At 64.3% G+C, this 16,512-nt stretch carries 14 protein-coding genes; 9 read left to right on the plus strand and 5 right to left on the minus strand.

What is annotated here, in order from left to right:
• Nucleotides 1–130 precede the first annotated feature (130 nt).
• From sfnG to NKI69_RS00245, 9 genes are all read left to right on the plus strand, one after another.
• Nucleotides 131–1,234, plus strand: coding sequence for a dimethylsulfone monooxygenase SfnG (sfnG, locus tag NKI69_RS00205; RefSeq protein WP_352439785.1), 1,104 nt, complete (start codon nt 131–133; stop codon nt 1,232–1,234).
• A 114-nt stretch (nt 1,235–1,348) separates the two neighbouring features.
• Nucleotides 1,349–2,284, plus strand: a complete 936-nt coding sequence (locus NKI69_RS00210; RefSeq protein ID WP_023811539.1) for an ABC transporter ATP-binding protein — start codon at nt 1,349–1,351, stop codon at nt 2,282–2,284.
• Entirely contained in the window at nt 2,281–3,180 is a 900-nt protein-coding gene (locus NKI69_RS00215) for a branched-chain amino acid ABC transporter permease (protein ID WP_352439783.1), read from the plus strand. Before NKI69_RS00210 ends, NKI69_RS00215 begins: the two co-directional genes overlap by 4 nt.
• Nucleotides 3,181–3,183: 3 nt before the next feature.
• A complete protein-coding gene (locus NKI69_RS00220; RefSeq protein ID WP_352439782.1) occupies nt 3,184–4,224 on the plus strand; it encodes a branched-chain amino acid ABC transporter permease in 1,041 nt (346 codons plus the stop codon).
• A 66-nt stretch (nt 4,225–4,290) separates the two neighbouring features.
• Nucleotides 4,291–5,628, plus strand: coding sequence for an ABC transporter substrate-binding protein (locus NKI69_RS00225; RefSeq protein ID WP_352629842.1), 1,338 nt, complete (start codon nt 4,291–4,293; stop codon nt 5,626–5,628).
• 81 nt (nt 5,629–5,709) lie between these two features.
• Complete coding sequence (locus NKI69_RS00230; RefSeq protein WP_352611573.1) at nt 5,710–6,516, plus strand: ABC transporter ATP-binding protein; 807 nt, start codon at nt 5,710–5,712, stop codon at nt 6,514–6,516.
• 24 nt (nt 6,517–6,540) lie between these two features.
• Nucleotides 6,541–7,788: an SfnB family sulfur acquisition oxidoreductase gene (locus NKI69_RS00235; protein ID WP_352719525.1), complete on the plus strand. Its 1,248-nt coding sequence runs from the start codon at nt 6,541–6,543 to the stop codon at nt 7,786–7,788.
• A 72-nt stretch (nt 7,789–7,860) separates the two neighbouring features.
• The gene (gene msuE / locus NKI69_RS00240; protein WP_352611572.1) at nt 7,861–8,421 is read left to right on the plus strand and encodes an FMN reductase; all 561 of its coding nucleotides are present in this window, start codon (nt 7,861–7,863) and stop codon (nt 8,419–8,421) included.
• A 116-nt stretch (nt 8,422–8,537) separates the two neighbouring features.
• Nucleotides 8,538–9,023, plus strand: a complete 486-nt coding sequence (locus NKI69_RS00245; RefSeq protein WP_352719527.1) for a hypothetical protein — start codon at nt 8,538–8,540, stop codon at nt 9,021–9,023.
• Between the two features lie 15 nt (nt 9,024–9,038).
• On the opposite strand, the gene NKI69_RS00250 is transcribed toward NKI69_RS00245, so the two are convergent.
• The 5 genes from NKI69_RS00250 to NKI69_RS00270 all read right to left on the minus strand — a co-directional run bounded on the left by NKI69_RS00250 (nt 9,039) and on the right by NKI69_RS00270 (nt 16,475).
• On the minus strand, nt 9,039–9,578 hold the full coding sequence (locus NKI69_RS00250; protein ID WP_352719529.1) for a hypothetical protein: 540 nt from the start codon (nt 9,576–9,578) through the stop codon (nt 9,039–9,041).
• A complete protein-coding gene (locus NKI69_RS00255; RefSeq protein ID WP_352719531.1) occupies nt 9,571–12,456 on the minus strand; it encodes a sarcosine oxidase subunit alpha family protein in 2,886 nt (961 codons plus the stop codon). The genes NKI69_RS00250 and NKI69_RS00255 overlap by 8 nt, the downstream gene beginning before the upstream one ends.
• A complete protein-coding gene (locus NKI69_RS00260; protein WP_352719533.1) occupies nt 12,453–12,719 on the minus strand; it encodes a sarcosine oxidase subunit delta in 267 nt (88 codons plus the stop codon). The genes NKI69_RS00255 and NKI69_RS00260 overlap by 4 nt, the downstream gene beginning before the upstream one ends.
• 8 nt (nt 12,720–12,727) lie before the next feature.
• Nucleotides 12,728–13,981: a sarcosine oxidase subunit beta gene (locus NKI69_RS00265; RefSeq protein WP_128302832.1), complete on the minus strand. Its 1,254-nt coding sequence runs from the start codon at nt 13,979–13,981 to the stop codon at nt 12,728–12,730.
• 82 nt (nt 13,982–14,063) lie between these two features.
• Complete coding sequence (locus NKI69_RS00270; RefSeq protein ID WP_352719535.1) at nt 14,064–16,475, minus strand: GcvT family protein; 2,412 nt, start codon at nt 16,473–16,475, stop codon at nt 14,064–14,066.
• Nucleotides 16,476–16,512 lie beyond the last annotated feature (37 nt).

The following is a 16,512-nucleotide window of genomic DNA, read 5'->3' on the forward strand; positions in this document are numbered from 1 at the left end:
TTTCCGTCCCAAGAGGGGCTCAAAAACGGAAAATCCTTCTTTGTATATAGATTCTATAAACATAATAAATACCGACGAAACCGGCTGCGGTCGGATCGATCAACGAGATGGCCTGAATGGGAGACAGTTCATGGCACACGCAGAGACCGACTCGATCAAGTTTGCTTACTGGGTGCCGAATGTTTCGGGCGGCCTTGTGATCTCCAACATCGAGCAGCGCACCAACCATTCGGCCGAGTACAATCGCAAGCTGGCGCAGATCGCCGAGAAGTCCGGCTTTGATTACGCACTCAGCCAGATCCGCTTCACCGCCGGCTACGGCGCCGACGAGCAGCATGAATCGGTGGCGTTCAGCCATGATCTGCTGGCGGCGACCACAACGCTCAAGGTCATCGCGGCGATCCTGCCCGGACCGTGGAACCCGGCGCTGGCGGCCAAGCAGATCGCCACCATCAGCTATCTCACCAATGGCCGCGTCGCGATCAACCTCGTCTCCGGCTGGTTCCGTGGCGAGTTCCATGCCATCGGCGAGCATTGGCTCGACCATGACGAGCGCTATCGCCGCTCGGAGGAATTCATTCGTGCGCTGCGCGGAATATGGACCGAGGACAGCTTCACCTTCCGTGGCGATTTCTACCGCTTCAACGAATATTCGCTGAAGCCGAAACCGCCGCAGCCGCTGCCCGAAATCTTCCAGGGCGGCTCGTCGCGCGCCGCGCGCGACATGGCATCGCGGGTCTCGGACTGGTACTTCACCAATGGCAACACGCCGGCCGAGATCGCCAAGCAGGTCGACGACCTCAGGACCAAGGCGAAGGCCAATAACCATTCCGTCAAGGTTGGCGTCAACGCCTTCGCGGTCGTCCGCGAGACAGAGGATGAGGCCAGGGCGGTGCTCGCCGAAATCATTGCCAAGGCCAACCCCGAGGCGGTCAACGCCTTTGGCCATGAGGTGAAAAATGCCGGCAAGGCTTCGCCGGAAGGCGAGGGCAATTGGGCGAAATCCTCCTTCGACGATCTGGTCCAGTACAATGACGGCTTCCGCTCGAACCTGATCGGCACCCCCAGGCAGGTCGCTCAACGCATCGTCGACCTGAAGCGCGCCGGCGCCGATCTCATCCTGCTCGGCTTCCTGCACTTCCAGGAAGAGGTCGAGTATTTCGGCAAGCATGTCATCCCGCTGGTCCGCGAACTGGAAAACGCCGAGGCGGCGGCGTCGCTGGCGGCGGAGTAGCCATCCCGCAGCCTGGCCCGCCACGGTCCGGCCAGTACACGCATGAAGGTTGCCGGCGCGCTCGATCCGTCGAGCGGCAATGAGGTTTTGCGCGCCTAATCAAGGACGATTGGAATGCCGTTGCCCAGTTATACGCTCGGAGTGATGGACGCTTCGGTCTATGCGCCGGAAGTCTTTGCGCGCGGCCTGCCGTCAAGCCCGCGTCTGCAGCAGCAGTCCGAAGACGACGGCGAGCCGATCGGCTCCGTTGCTGGTGTCGCCGCTCCGCTGCTTTCGCTCCAGGGCATCGGCCTGTCGTTCGGCGGCGTCGTGGCACTGGCCGATATCGACCTGTCGGTTCACCCAGGCGAAATTCGCGCCATCATCGGCCCGAACGGCGCCGGCAAAAGCTCGCTGATCAACGTCATCAGCGGCGTCTATCGGCCGGATCGCGGCCACGTCCGGCTCGACGGCACCTTCTATGCCCAGGTGCCGACGCAGCAGTTGGCTCACCTCGGTGTCGCCAGAACCTTCCAGAACCTTGCACTGTTCAAGGGTCTCAGCGTCCTCGACAATGTCGCTTCCGGCCTCGCCTACAAGGTTCGCTCCAACTTTGCCGGCCAGGTGCTCGGCATCGGCCGCTCGCGCGGCGAGCAGCGCGAAACACGCAGCCGCGCGGAACAGATCCTCGAATTTCTCGACCTCACCGCCATTCGCGACCGTCTTGTCGGCACCTTGCCTTACGGACTGCAGAAGCGTGTCGAACTGGCCCGCGCACTGGTCGCCCAGCCGCGCCTGCTTTTGCTCGACGAGCCGATGGCCGGCATGACCGCGAGCGAAAAGAGCGAGATGGCGGCTTTCGTCCGTGCCGCGCGCGATCGTTTCGCCACCACCGTGGTGTTGATCGAGCACGATGTCGGCGTCGTCATGGGCCTGTCCGACCGCATTGCCGTTCTCGACTACGGCCGCAAGATCGCCGACGCCACGCCAGACGAGGTCAGGAACGACCAGCGCGTCATCGATGCCTACCTCGGCGTCGCCTCGGACAATGAGGACGGGGCAGGCATATGATCGCCGATTTCGACTACCAGTTCTTCATCGAAGTGCTCGTCGGCGGCCTGCTCTCCGGCGTCATGTACTCGCTGGTCGCGATCGGCTTCGTGCTGATCTACAAGACCTCGGGCGTGCTCAATTTCGCGCAAGGCGCGATGCTGTTGTTCGCGGCACTCACCTTCGTCAGCCTTATCGAGCGCGGCATCCCGTTCGCGCTGGCGCTGGTGATCACTTTCGCCATCATGGTCGCCATGGGTGTCGCCATCGAGCGCACGGTGCTGCGGCCGCTGACCAACAAGCCGCCGATCACACTGTTCATGGCGACGCTCGGCCTGTCCTACATCATCGAGGGCGCCGCCCAGCTGATCTGGGGCACGCAGGTCCACGGCCTCGATCTCGGCATCGAGGACGTGCCGCTGGAAATCGGCGGCGTGCTGATCAGCCAGTTCGACATTTTTGCCGCAGTGGTTGCCGCCGGCATGGTCCTCTTGCTGTCGCTGTTTTTCCGCTACACCCGCATCGGCCTCTCCTTTCGCGCCGTCGCCGACGATCAGTTCGCGGCCCTCGCGGTCGGTCTCAGGCTGCCGCTGATCTGGGCCACCGTCTGGGCTGCTGCCGGTCTTGTCGCACTGGTGGCGGGACTGCTCTGGGGTGCGCGCCTCGGTGTGCAGTTCTCGCTGTCGCTGGTGGTGCTCAAGGCGCTGCCGGTGCTGGTGCTCGGCGGCTTCGATTCCATCCTCGGTGCCATCGTCGGCGGGTTGCTGATCGGCGCCAGCGAGAAGCTCGCCGAGGTCTATATCGGCGACTATTTCGGCGGCGGCATAGAGAGCTGGTTCGCCTATGTCGTCGCGCTGGTCTTCCTGCTGATCCGTCCTTCCGGCCTGTTCGGCCAGAAGCTCGTCGAGAGGATCTGAGCCATGACCGCCATAACAAGCGATTTCTCGTCCGCGCCGGTGCTGCCGAAATGGGTCGTGCCCGTGTTGCTGCTCGCCTTCGCCTATGGCGTCGTGCCGCTGATCGGCTCGAGCTATCTGTTCGAGGCCATCCTGCTGCCGTTCCTGGCGCTCAGCCTCGCCGGCGTGGGCTTGAACATCCTGACCGGCTATGCCGGCCAGGTTTCGCTGGGTAGTGCTGCCTTCATGGCGGCGGGCGCCTTCGCCGCCTATAATTTCAACCTGCGCGTCGAAGGCCTGCCGCTGATCGGCAGCATTTTCCTGGCCGGCATCGTCGCCGCCGCGATCGGCATCGTCTTCGGCCTGCCTAGCCTGCGGCTCAAAGGCTTCTACCTCGCGGTTTCGACGCTCGCCGCGCAGTTCTTCGTGCAATGGGCGCTGACCAAGTTCAGCTGGTTCTCCAACAACTCGGCTTCCGGCGTCATCGACGCGCCGAGATTGTCGATTTCAGGCTTCGCGCTCGACGGCGCCATCGGCCGCTATCTCTTCGCGCTAACCATCGTCACCGTGCTGACCTTCCTCGCCCATCGGCTGGTCTCGTCGCAGACCGGGCGCAACTTCATCGCCATCCGCGACAATGAAACCGCTGCCCGCATCATCGGCATCCCGGTGCTGAAGACCAAGCTGCTGGCCTTCGCCATCTCGTCCTTCATCATCGGCGTCGCCGGCGTCATCTGGGCCTTCGCGTATCTGCGGACCGTCGAGCCGGATGGCTTCGACCTCGACCGGTCGTTCCAGATACTGTTCATCATCATCATCGGTGGCCTGGCTTCGATCCGCGGCGCATTTTTCGGCGCCGCCCTCATCGTGGTCTTCCCGCTCGCTCTTTCGCGCCTCGGCGGCTTCCTGCTTGGCGATCTTTTCGATTCGGGCGTGCTCGACATGAGCCAGCGCATCGTGCTGGGCGCGCTCATCATCCTGTTTCTGATCCTTGAACCCGACGGGCTGGTGGCGCTGTGGGACAGGGTCCGAAGACGGCTCCTGTCCGCCTGGCAGTCGACTTGAGCTGACGCATCCGAAAATGAACCAGAGGCCGAACCCAAGACGGCCCATACCGGGAGTACCTCAACCATGAATTTCCTGAACACAATCAAGGCGGCGGCGCTGTCCGCGGCGATGATCGTGTCGGTGGCCTTGCCCGCCGCGCACGCCGACGAACAGTATTTCCCGCTGCAGAGCTATCGTGTCGGGCCGTATGCGGCCGGCGGCACCGGCTTCTTCGGCGGCTTCATCGATTATCTCAACCTCATCAACATCCGCGACGGCGGCGTCAACGGCGTCAAGCTGACCTGGGACGAATGCGAGACCCAGTACGAGGTCGAGCGCGGCGTCGAATGCTACGAGCGGCAGAAGAGCCATGCCGGTGCCGCCGCCTGGAACCCGCTCTCGGTCGGCATCGCCTACGCCATGATCGACCGCATCACCGCCGACAAGGTGCCGCTGATCACCGTCAACCACGGCCGCACCGATTCCACAGATGGACGCGTTTTCCCCTACGTCTTCCCGCTGCTGCTCAATCCTTACAGCGAGACATCAGGCATCGTGAACTACATCGCCTCCAAGGAAGGCGGCATCGACAGACTGAAGGGCAAGAAGATCGTCGTGCTCTATCACGGCTCGCCTTACGGCAAGGAAACCATCCCGATCTATGAATTGCTGGCGCAGAAATACGGCTTCACCGTGCAGCAGATCGAGGTGCCGCATCCCGGTAACGAGCAGCAGTCGCAGTGGCTGACGATCCGCCGCGCCAAGCCGGACTTCGTCGTCCTGCGCGGGTGGGGCGTGATGAACCCGGTGGCGTTGAAAACGGCGGTCAAGGTCGGCTTTCCCGTCGATCACATCGTCGGCAATGTCTGGTCGAACTCGGAAGAGGATGTCATCCCGGCCGGCGACGCCGCCAAGGGTTACACCGCCATCACCACCCAGGCTTCCGGCAACTCCTACCCGGTGGTTCAGGAGATCGTGAAGACGGTCTACGGCGCCGGCAAGGGTAACCTCGAAGACAAGGCGCGTATCGGCTCGGTCTACCACAATCTCGGCATCGTCAACGGCATCCTCAATGTCGAGGCGATCCGCGTCGCGCAGGAGAAGTTCGGCCACCGCACGCTGACCGGCGACGAGGTCCGCTGGGGCTTCGAGCACCTCAAGCTTGATCCGGCCAAAGTCGAGGCGCTTGGCGCCAAGGACCTGTTCCACTCGATCAATGTCAGCTGGGACAATCACGAAGGCGAGGGCTACGTGACCTTCCAGCAGTGGGACGGCAAGAAGTGGAACGTCGTCTCCGACTGGATCGCGCCGGACTGGGCGCTGCTGCGGCCAATCATCGAGAAGTCCGCCGAGGCCTACGCCGCCGAGAAGGGCATCAAGCTGCGCACCGCGGATGATGCCAACGCAGTGACCACCAACTGATCAGGGCAGAGCCGGGCGCAGCGGATAGGGTTCCGCAGCGCCCGGCCTGTTCGGTTCATCGAACCACAAAATGAGAGCCCCATGCCGGACGATGACGTCATTCTTGCCGTGGATACGGTTCATGCCACCTACAACCACGCCATCACGGCGCTGCACGGCGTCAGCTTCGAACTTCGGCGCGGCCAGATCCTGGCATTGCTTGGCGCCAATGGCGCCGGCAAGACCACGACGCTCAAGGCCGTCTCCAATTTGCTGCCGGCCGAGCGTGGCCAGGTCAATGCAGGCACCATCCGCTATGAAGGCTCGGATGTCTCGCGCCGCAAGCCGGGCGATCTCGTGCGCGCCGGCCTGGTCCAGGTGCTGGAAGGCCGGCATTGCTTCAAGAGCCTCACCGTCGAGGAAAATCTGGTTGCCGGCGGCATTGGCCGCAGTGGCCGCCGCGCCGAGATCAACGAAGATCTCGAGCGGATCTACGGCTATTTCCCGAGGCTCAGGGAAAAGCGCCGGACATCGTCCGGCCTGACTTCTGGCGGCGAACAGCAGATGACCGCCATCGGCCGGGCGCTGATGTCGCGGCCGCGCCTGCTGGTCCTCGACGAACCGTCGATGGGTCTCGCGCCGCTCATCGTCCAGGACATCTTCCAGACGCTCAGAAAGCTGAACCGCGAGACCGGCCTGTCGATCCTGGTCGCCGAGCAGAATTCGGCGGTGGCGCTCCGTTATGCCGACCACGCCACTGTGCTCGAAAACGGCGTCTCCGTTCTCACTGGTGCGGCCGCCGAGCTTCGCCAGCGCGAGGACATCAGGGCCTTCTACCTCGGTCAATCGACCGCCGGGCAACAGCCTTCGCCCGCCGTCAAACCAGCCCATCTCCATGCCGTTGCCTGAAATGAAATCCCAAGGAGCAGTGAAATGACCGTTTCGACCGTCAAGACCGACCAGGCTTCCGCCGCCGTGCCGGCAGTCGCAAGACCGACCGCGCCGGCGCACATCATCAAGGACGCCGCCGAGGCGATTGCTATCGCCCACGCGCTCGCCGCCGAATTCGTCAAGGACTCCTCAAGGCGCGACCGCGAGCGGATCTGGCCGGTTGCCGAACTCGATGCCTTTTCGCAAAGCGGCCTGTGGTCGATCAACGTGCCCAAGGCATTCGGCGGGCCGGAATTGTCCTATGCGACGCTGGCGAAGGTGATCGAGATCATCTCGGCGGCCGATTCCTCGATCGGCCAGATTGCCCAGAACCATCTCGGCGTGGTCGCCGCCATCCGCACCGTGTCCGACGCGGACCAGCAGAAGCTGCTGTTTGCCGAAGCGTTGAAAGGCACGCGGTTCGGCAACGCCTTTTCCGAGTTCGGCTCCAAACGCGCCGCCGATTTCGAAACCCGCTTCACCGATGCCGGCGACCATGTCGTCGTCAATGGCCGCAAATTCTATTCGTCCGGCGCGCTGCTCGCTCATCTCGTGCCGATCGTCGCGCTCGATGACCAAGGCCGTGCCTGGTATGCGATCGCCGACCGCGGCGCGCCCGGCTTGACCGTCATCGACGATTGGTCGAGCTTCGGCCAGCGCACGACGCTGTCCGGCACCGTCATCATCGACAACGTCAAGGTGCCGAAGACGCATCTGGTGCCAGGCTACAAGGGTTTTGACAGGCCAACCGCCGACGGCGCCATCTTCCAGATCATCCAGGTGGCGGTCGACACCGGCATCGCCCAGGCAGCGATCGACGAGACGGTCAATTTCGTCAGGACCAAGAGCCGAGCCTGGATCGACAGTGGCGTCGACAATGCCTGGGACGATCCCTACACCATCCAGGCCATCGGCGACCTGACGCTGCGCCTGCACGCGGCGCAGGCGCTGCTGGAAAAGGCCGGCCTGGCAATCGACCGGGCGGTGATCGAGCCGACCGCCGAGACGGTGGCGCACGCCCAGATCGTCACCGCCGAGGCAAAAATCCTGTCGACCGAGATCGCCATTGCCGCCACCAACAGGCTGTTCGAACTTGCGGGAACCCGCTCGACGCTGGCCGAACACAATCTCGACCGGCATTGGCGCAACGCGCGCACGCACACGCTGCACGATCCGGTGCGCTGGAAATATTCGATCCTCGGCAAATATTTCCTCAACGGCGAAAACCCGCCGCTGCACGCCTGGAGCTGATTTCTCACCGGCGGGCGAGAGGCTCGCCACAGCAAAATTTTTCGGCCACTATACCCCAAGAGGTTCACTGCCATGTCAAATCCAACAGTCGTCGGCTTTTCCGGCAACATCACCCGGCCGTCAAAGACGCGCGCCTTCGTCGATCTGGTCACCAGGGACATCGCCGCCAGCCACAGCCTGTCGGCGAGCACCTATGATATCGAGGACCTCGGTCCGTCGCTGGGAACGGCGAAATGGGCCCGCGATCTCGACGGCCAGGCGCGCGTGATCCTGGAGGAAATCCTCGCCGCCGACGTGCTCGTCGTCGGCTCGCCGACCTACAAGGGCAGCTATACCGGCCTGTTCAAGCACTTCTTCGACCTGATCGATCCGGCAGCGCTGCGGGGGAAGCCCATCGTGTTGACGGCGACCGGCGGTGGCGAGCGCCACGCCTTGATTGTCGAACATCAGCTGCGGCCGCTGTTCGGCTTCTTCGAGGCCTTTGCGCTGCCCACCGCCGTCTACGCCACCGACAAGGATTTCACCGACGGCGTGCTACACTCCGAGGCGATCCTTAAGCGTGCCGCGCAGGCGGTCGACGAGGTCGGCTTCGTGCTGGCCAACCGCTCGGCAGGCAGGATCGCCGCCGAATAGACGCCGTCGGCGGATTACGCCGCAATCGAAATTCGCGTAATGATTGATCTCGCTTACGCAATTTACGACTGCCCGCTAAAAACGTTCCTGTCTGATTCGTCTAGGACAGGAACGTCATGAGCAAAGCCCTCACATCCTTCGCATTGGTCGCCGTGCTGACCGCCTTGCTCATGGCGTTGAGCCTGGCTGTCGCCAGGCACGGCTATCCCTATGGTGCCATCGGCGTCAGGCGTCTTGACGGCATCGCCGACGCCGGCGTGTTCATCCCGATTGCCGCTGTCTATTTCTTCAGCGCAATGCTGATGATGATCCTGCCGATCAGGGCGGCCGGCGTCGTCCTGACCCATGCCGCCGACGCCCTCTTCTGGACCGTGATTGCACTGGTTGCGACCATCGTCGGCTGTCTTGTCGCCAGATGGGCGTTCGGGCAGGGCAGCGCCGTGTGGGCATTGCTGAACTGGCGGTTCCTGTTTGCGGCGGCGATCGTCGGTTGTCACTTCGTCATGAACGAGCTGCGTCGCAACGTGCTGTTGCGCAGCCTGTTCTTCGTCGTCTTTGCCGCCGCGACGCTGGCCTGCCTGTTCTGGTCGTTCACGCTCTGATCGCACTGCCGCCGGCTAAGCGGCTGATCCGGCGGCGATGTTGCCGACGGCAATTTCCATCCATGTCCAGAGATAGGCGGCAAGACCGCGATCGACATGGATGCGCAGCTTGCCGTCATGGCGATAGACGACGGCGCTGATGCCGGCGAAGGAAAGCGCTGCACTGGCACTTGGCTGGCTGGGATCGAGCGTCGTTCCACGCGCGATGAAAGCATCGAGCGCCGTGCCCTCGGCCTCGAATATTTGCAACCCGGCGCTGATCGCCGTCGCCGCGAACCCGTCTGCATGCCAGCCCGTGGGGATGGGGAGCGGGCTCTTCGACACGACGAGCAACCGGTCGCGCGCCAGCCGCGCCGCATAGCGGTCGCCCTGTGCGGTACCAAAAGCACCCACGCCAGTTCCGTCGACACCGGAAGCCCTTGCCCACGCGTCGAGGTCGCCACTGACCAGAAGCTGGTTGAGGCCGCAGATCGCGCGCACCACGAGGCCGGTCGCCGTGATCACCGCCGACTGCCAGTCCGGTGCAACAGACCATTTTTCCGCGAGATCACGCATGCAGCCGGTCTCCTGCCGGGTCGAAGGTGCAAGGTGCGGTAATCATCGCCTTGCTGATCTTGCCGAGATGCTGGATGTCGATCGCCTCGCCGTGCCGGGCCGCGCCACGCTCGATCAGGCCAAGCGCAACCGGGCGGCCGAGCGTCGGGCTCTGGTAGCTCGAGGTGACAAAGCCCTGGCTGCGCAATCCGCCGTCGATCCGTTTGATGCCATGCGCGCCGGTCGGCAGCGGCGCTTCGCCTTGCGGCACCGCCAGCCCGACAAGCTGCAAGCGGTTGTCACGCGAGGCCTCTTCGGTGAACAGCGAGCGGCGGCCGACGAACTCGCTCTGGCGTTTGACGCGAGGGCCTTCAACGCCGAGATCATGCGGCAACGTGGTGCCGTCAGTGTCCTTGCCAATGACGATAAAGCCTTTCTCTGCCCGCAGGATCATCAGCGCCTCGAGTCCGATGACGACGGCCTCGAGCGCCTGGCCGGCTTGGCGCAGATGCGCCCATAGCGGCTCGGCGCGATCCGCCCGGATCGAGATCTCGTAGCTCCGATCCCCGGTGAAGCTGACTCGGGCGATGCGGACTTCGTCGCCGGCATAGGTGCCATGACCGATTGCCATATGCGGCAGGTCGGCATCGTCGAGCGAGAGGCCGAGGCCAAGCGTTTCGAGCAGTTTTCGGGAGTTTGGCCCCGAGACGGTCAGCGTCGCCATGTCTGATGTGGCGTTGTGGATGTAGACGGCGTCGCGCCCAAAACGGTCCTGACGCCATTCCTCCAGCCGGGCGTGAACGGCAGCGACATGCGAGGACGAGCACGAGACGACGAAGCGATGCTCGTCCAGCCGCACCAGAACGCCGTCGTCGAAGACCACGCCGTTCTCCGACAGCATGAAGCCGTAGCGGCAGCGGCCGGGCTTCAGCGTCGACATGGTGTTGTAGTACAGAAAATCCACGAATGCGGCCGCCTGCGGCCCGATCACCTCGATCTTGCCGAGCGTCGAACCATCGAACAGCGCCACGGATTGACGGGCGCGCCGTGCCTCGTCCGCGATCGAACGTTCCGCGTCAGCGCCGCCGCCATAGTGGGCCGGGCGCAGCCAGCCGCCATATTCCTGAAAGACGGCGCCATTGGCTCGGTGGACATTTTCGAGCGGCAGCCGGCGCACCGGCGCCATCAATTCGCCGACGCGCGCGCCGGCAAAGCTTGCCAGCGGCACCGGGGTGAATGGCGGACGATAGGTGGTGGTGCCGACCTCCGGCACGGTGCGGCCGGTGATGCCGGCCATCAGCGCCAGGCCGGGCAGGTTGGAGGTCTTGCCCTGGTCGGTCGCCATGCCGAGCGTGGTGTAGCGCTTCAGATGTTCGACCGAGACGAAGTTTTCGCGCGCTGCCAACTCGACGTCCTTCACCGTCACGTCGTTTTGATAGTCGATCCAGATGCGTCCCTTCGAGCCCGGCATTGGCCATGCCGCGACTATGCCGTCCGTTGCCTCCGGCCCGGTGCTCCGCGGTAGGGGAGCCTTCGTCTGGCCGAGCGATGCAACGGCGGTGCTGGCGCCAGCAAACACCTCCGACAAGGAAACCGCGCCGGCAGCCGCACCTGCCACCGCGATGTTATCGACCGGATCGCCCGGCAGAAAGGCCGCGCGCGCCTCGCTCCAGGCGAGCTTGCCCTTGGCTTGGCCGAAGAGATGGAGGGTCGGCGTCCAGCCGCCCGAGATCAGGATGCAATCGGCATCGAACCTCGTGCCGTCGTCGAGCGTTACGCCGTCGACGCGCAGCCTGCCGCTGGCGGATATGAGAGAACGCCCTTTGGCCAGCCGGACATTGGCCGGCGCGGCAGGCGTGCCGTCGCGCCGGATGTCGACAAGCCTGACTTCGGCGCCGGCCTCGGCAAGCGCCCCCGCCACCTCATAGGCGCTGTCATTGTTGGTGGCGACGACGATGCGGCGGCCGACCAGCACAGCGTGGCGCCGGAGATAGGCGAGCGCCGCATCCGCCGATAGGATGCCCGGCAAGTCGTTGTTGGCGAAGGGCAGCGGCCGCTCGATGGCGCCGGCCGCCAGCACGATCTGGCGCGGCCTGACCCGCCACAGCGTATCCGGCCGGCCGTCGAGATGACGCTGGTTCAGCCCGACCAGATTGTGGTCGTAAATGCCGAAGGCGGTGGTCGAAGGCAGGATGAGGTGACCGCCAGCGGCAAGCTCGGCAATCGTCTCCTTGACCCATACGGCCGCCGGCTTGCCGTCGATCTCCGCGGCATGATGGCCGAGCGATCCGCCGGGGCTATGCTGGTCGTCGACCAGTGTGACGGTCAGGCCAGCACCAGACGCCAGCCTTGCCGCCGCCAGCCCTGCCGGTCCCGCGCCTACAACCAGCACATGGCAATGATGGTTGATCTGGTCCGCCGTGCCCGGCGAGATCCAGTAGGCGTCGACTGTGCCCAATCCCGCCATGGCGCGGATGCGCGGCTCGAACCTGTGCCAGTCCGGCCACATGAAAGTCTTGTAGTAGAACGCCGCCGGTATGAAGCGTGCGAAACGGTCGAGAAAGGCGTTGCGGTCGGCCAGCGCGCTGGGCGTGGCGTTGACGCTTTTCGCCACCAGCCCGTCGCGCGCCGGCTCGGTCGTGGCGCGCGTGTTGGGCTTCGCTGGCACGCTGCCGCCGAGATCGACCAGCGCGTTCGGCTCCTCGACGCCGGCACCCCAGATGCCGCGCGGCCGGTGATATTTGAAGCTGCGGCCGACGACCGCGACGTCGCCGGCCAGCAGCGCCGAGGCGATGGTGTCGCCGGCAAAGCCATGCACGGTGGCGCCGTCGAAGCTGAAGCGGATCGGGCGCGAGCGGTCGATAGCGCTGCCGCCGGTGGCAAGACGCGAGGCGGTCACGCGGCATGCTCCCCGTCGAGAGCGGCCGAAGACAGCACCTTGTGGGTGATGGTGTCCCGCTCCATGACGAAGAACTCGCCGCAAATCATGTGAACCCAGATCTCGCGCGCCGTGCCTTTCGGATTGCCGCGCAGATAGAGGTACTCAGCCCAGCGATAGATCGGCACGTCGGCACCGTCAGGCCTGATGTTGCCGGCATCGCCGCCATAGTGGAATTCGGTCTCGTCACGCGGGCCGCAAAATGGGCAAGGGAACAACTGCATGATTGCCTCTAATGCGCGATGCCGGAGCCGGCCGCTTCGTCGATCAGCCGCCCGCTGGCGAAGCGATCGAGGTCGAAGGGGCGGCTGATGTCGTTGTGCTTGCCGGTCGCCAGCAGGTTCGCAAGCAGCGTGCCGCCGGCGGGAATGGCCTTGAAGCCGCCCGTGCCCCAGCCGCAATTGAGAAACAGGCCGGGCAGCGGCGATTCGCCGATGATCGGCGAGGAGTCCGGCACGACATCCACGATCCCGGCCCATTGCCGCATCAGCTTGAGCTGGCCGAAGATCGGAAACATTTCCAAAAGGCCGGCAATCACCCCCTCCAGCGTCGGCAGATTGCCGCGCTGCGCATAGGAAGGGATGCGGTCAAGGCCGCCGCCGATGACGATCTCGCCCTTGTCCGACTGGCTGACATAGACGCCGCAGCCGGGCGACAGCACCACCGTGTCGAGGATCGGCTTGACCGGCTCGGACACGCAGGCTTGCAGCGCATAGGAATTGATCGGCAGCCGGAAGCCGGCCTTTGCCGCCAGCACCGAAGAATGCCCGGCTACCGCCATGCCGATGCGCTCGGCACGGATCGCGCCACGCGAAGTCTGGACGCCGCGACAGCGGCCGCCTTCGATGATGAAATCAGTGATCTCGCAGTTCTGGATGATATCGACGCCGAGCCGGCTCGCCGCCCGCGCGTAGCCCCAGGCGACGGCGTCATGGCGCGCCGTGCCGGCCCTGCCTTGCCAGATGCCGCCGAACACCGGGAAGCGCGCGTCCGGCGAAAAATTGTAGATCGGCGCCACCCGGCGCACATCCTCGGGAGAAAACAATTCGGCATCGATGCCGTTGATCTGCATAGCGTTGACGGTGCGCGCGCCGATCTCCATCTCGGCGGTCGAGTGGCACAGATTGACCATGCCGCGCTGCGACAGCATGACATTGTAGTTCAGGTCCTTGCCCAGCCCTTCGTAAAGGCGGTGCGCCAGCCCGTAGAGCTCAACGCTTTCCGGGTAATAGTAGTTGGAGCGCACCACGGTGGTGTTGCGGCCGGTGTTGCCGCCGCCGATCCAGCCCTTTTCCAGCACAGCGACCCTGGTGATGTTGTGGTTCTTTGCCAGGTAATAGGCCGTCGCCAGCCCATGGCCGCCGCCGCCGATGACGATCGCGTCGTAGGCTGGCTTCGGCTCGGGCGAGCGCCAGGCCGGCTTCCAGCCGGTCTGGCCGGCCAGGCCCTCCTTGAACAGCGACAATGCGGAATAGCGTCTGGTCATGGCGTGCCGGACAGATCTGATTTTCTGAAGGGAACGTGGATCATTGCATGGTCTTTTGCACGGATGCCGCCGGTTCGATCGGTCATGCCCGCATCGCCTTGCCCAGTGGATCGTATGGCGACGAAGCGATGACGCGCGCACCTCTTTCGACGCCGACGATGTGGGTTGTCAACTGCGTATCGATCTCGGCCGCCTCGCGCTCGACCAGCGCCATGGCGAGGCTCTTGCCGACCGTATGGCCATAGCCGCCGGAGGTGACGAAGCCGGCAAGCCTGCCTCTGTTCCAGACCGGCTCGTAGCCACTGGCATCGGCATCCGCCGCGTCGATTTCGAGCGTCACCAGCGTGCGCCTCGATGAAGCCTTCTGCTCTTTCAGGGCCGCCTCCCGCCCGATGAAATCGCCCTTGTCGAAGGCGATCCAGCGGTCCATCCCGGTCTCATCAGGCGTATAGTCCTGCGTGAACTCGCGCGACCAGATGCCAAAGCTCTTTTCGAGGCGCAGCGAATTGACCGCGCCGAAGCCGTATTCGGTGACGCCCAGATCGCTGCCTGCGGCAAGCAGCGCACGGCGCAGGCCCGCGTGCTCATTGGCCTGGCAATGGATCTCGTAGCCGAGCTCGCCGATGACCGACAGCCGACCGACCTTGGCCCGCACCAGGCCGACATCCAATGTCTTGCAGGCGAGGAAGCCGAAAGCCTCGTGCGAGACATCCTGGTGTGTCAGCCGCTCGAGCAGCATTCGCGCATTGGGTCCGGCGAGCGAGAAACCAACAATGGCGTCCGAAATGTCGCGGACGGTGACGCCTTCGCTCATATGCTGCTCGAACCAGCGCATATGCCACTGGCGCAGATAGTAGGATCCCATGATCCACCAGGAGCCATCTCCCCAGTTGAAGACGGTGAGGTCGCCCTTGAGTTTGCCGTTTTCGCCCAGCATCGGCGCGAGCTTGGCGCGTCCCGGCTTGGGCAGCGCACAGGCAAGCAGCCGGTCCAGCCAAGCCTCGGCCCGCGGACCGGTGATCTCGTAGCGCGAGAAAGCTGATATATCGAGCAGGCCGACACCTTCGCGCACTTTGCGGCATTCCTGTGCGACAATGTCGAAGGCGTTGGAGCGCTTCAGCGTCGGTGTCTCGACGAAACCTTGCGGCGCGAAATAGAGCGGCACTTCCATGCCCCATGAATTGCCCCAGCGCGCGCCGGCGGCATCCATCGCGTCATGCGCGCCGGCTGTCTTCAAGGGCCGTCCCGCCGGCAGCTGCTCGTTGGGATAGCTCATGACGAAGCGGCGCGAATAGAACTGCCCGGTGGTCTGCCTGATGTATTCGCGGTTGGAGGCGAAGTCGCCATAGCGGGCGATGTCCATGCCGTAGACGTCGGCTTCCGGCTCGCCATGGATCATCCATTCGGCCAGCGACTTGCCGACGCCGCCGCCTTGCAGGAAACCGGCCATGACGCCGCACGCCACCCAGTAATTGGGCACGCCGCGCACCGGGCCGACCAGCGGATTGCCGTCCGGTGAGAAGGTGAAGGCGCCGTTTACCCAGCGCTTGATGCCGGCTGTCTCTAGGCAGGGGTAACGGCTGAAGCCGAGCGCCAGCTCGTCGGCGATGCGGTCGGTATCTTCCTGGATCAGTTCGATGCCGTAGTCCCAGGGCGCCCCGTCCATGTTCCAGTGCTTGTGGTTGACCTCATAGATACCAAGCAGAAGGCCTTTCTGCTCCTGGCGCATGTAGGTGAAGCCTTCGAGATCGACGATCAGCGGCAATTCCATGTCCAGCGCCTGGATTTCGGGCAATGCCTCGGTGACGAGATAATGGTGTTCCATCGGCGATACCGGCAGGTCGATGCCGGCCATCCTGCCGACCTGCTTGGCCCACAGTCCGCCGGCATTGACGACGTGCTCGGCAATCACCGTGCCCTTCTCGGTGACCACGTCCCAGCCGCCATCGGCGCGGCGGTTCAGTTCCAGCACCCGGTTGTGCTCGATGATGTCGGCGCCGCGCAGCCTGGCTGCCTTGGCATAGGCGTGCACGACGCCTGAGGGATCGATATGGCCCTCGCGCGCGGCATAGAGGCCTCCCAGCATGCCGTCGGTGTTGAGGATCGGGCAGCGCTGCTTGATCTCATCGACACCGACCAGGTGGACATCGTCGATGCCCATGGTCTGGAAGATGCGGTAGGAGGCCTTGAGCCATTTCCAGCGCTCGGGCGCCGAGGCGACCGAGATGCCGCCGGTCATGTGCATGCCGATGCTCTGGCCCGATTCCTTCTCGACCTCGGAGAGCAGGTCGATCGTATAGGCCTGCAGGGCGGCGATGTTGGGATCGGCGTTCAGCGCATGGAACCCGCCGGCCGCATGCCAGCTCGATCCCGCTGTCAGTACCTCGCGTTCGATAAGCGCGACGTCGCTCCAGCCGAACTTCGCCAGGTGATAGAGCACCGAGGCTCCAACCACGCCGCCGCCGATGACGATCGCCCTGTATTGGGATTTCATCCTGTCGCACTCCACCCAGTCAGTGTGGCGTACCCTA

The sequence above is a fragment of the Mesorhizobium sp. M0491 genome, from assembly GCF_040321265.1.
In the GTDB taxonomy this organism is placed as follows: domain Bacteria; phylum Pseudomonadota; class Alphaproteobacteria; order Rhizobiales; family Rhizobiaceae; genus Mesorhizobium.

Bases quoted from the DNA above. Each gene is read 5' to 3' on its own strand.
- NKI69_RS00235 (WP_352719525.1), top strand. From the start codon at position 6,541: ATGACCGTTTCGACCGTCAAGACCGACCAGGCTTCCGCCGCCGTGCCG.
- NKI69_RS00250 (WP_352719529.1), bottom strand. From the start codon at position 9,578: ATGCGTGATCTCGCGGAAAAATGGTCTGTTGCACCGGACTGGCAGTCG.
- sfnG (WP_352439785.1), top strand. From the start codon at position 131: ATGGCACACGCAGAGACCGACTCGATCAAGTTTGCTTACTGGGTGCCG.
- NKI69_RS00260 (WP_352719533.1), bottom strand. From the start codon at position 12,719: ATGCAGTTGTTCCCTTGCCCATTTTGCGGCCCGCGTGACGAGACCGAA.
- msuE (WP_352611572.1), top strand. From the start codon at position 7,861: ATGTCAAATCCAACAGTCGTCGGCTTTTCCGGCAACATCACCCGGCCG.
- NKI69_RS00215 (WP_352439783.1), top strand. From the start codon at position 2,281: ATGATCGCCGATTTCGACTACCAGTTCTTCATCGAAGTGCTCGTCGGC.
- NKI69_RS00220 (WP_352439782.1), top strand. From the start codon at position 3,184: ATGACCGCCATAACAAGCGATTTCTCGTCCGCGCCGGTGCTGCCGAAA.
- NKI69_RS00245 (WP_352719527.1), top strand. From the start codon at position 8,538: ATGAGCAAAGCCCTCACATCCTTCGCATTGGTCGCCGTGCTGACCGCC.
- NKI69_RS00225 (WP_352629842.1), top strand. From the start codon at position 4,291: ATGAATTTCCTGAACACAATCAAGGCGGCGGCGCTGTCCGCGGCGATG.
- NKI69_RS00210 (WP_023811539.1), top strand. From the start codon at position 1,349: ATGCCGTTGCCCAGTTATACGCTCGGAGTGATGGACGCTTCGGTCTAT.
- NKI69_RS00270 (WP_352719535.1), bottom strand. From the start codon at position 16,475: ATGAAATCCCAATACAGGGCGATCGTCATCGGCGGCGGCGTGGTTGGA.
- NKI69_RS00265 (WP_128302832.1), bottom strand. From the start codon at position 13,981: ATGACCAGACGCTATTCCGCATTGTCGCTGTTCAAGGAGGGCCTGGCC.
- NKI69_RS00230 (WP_352611573.1), top strand. From the start codon at position 5,710: ATGCCGGACGATGACGTCATTCTTGCCGTGGATACGGTTCATGCCACC.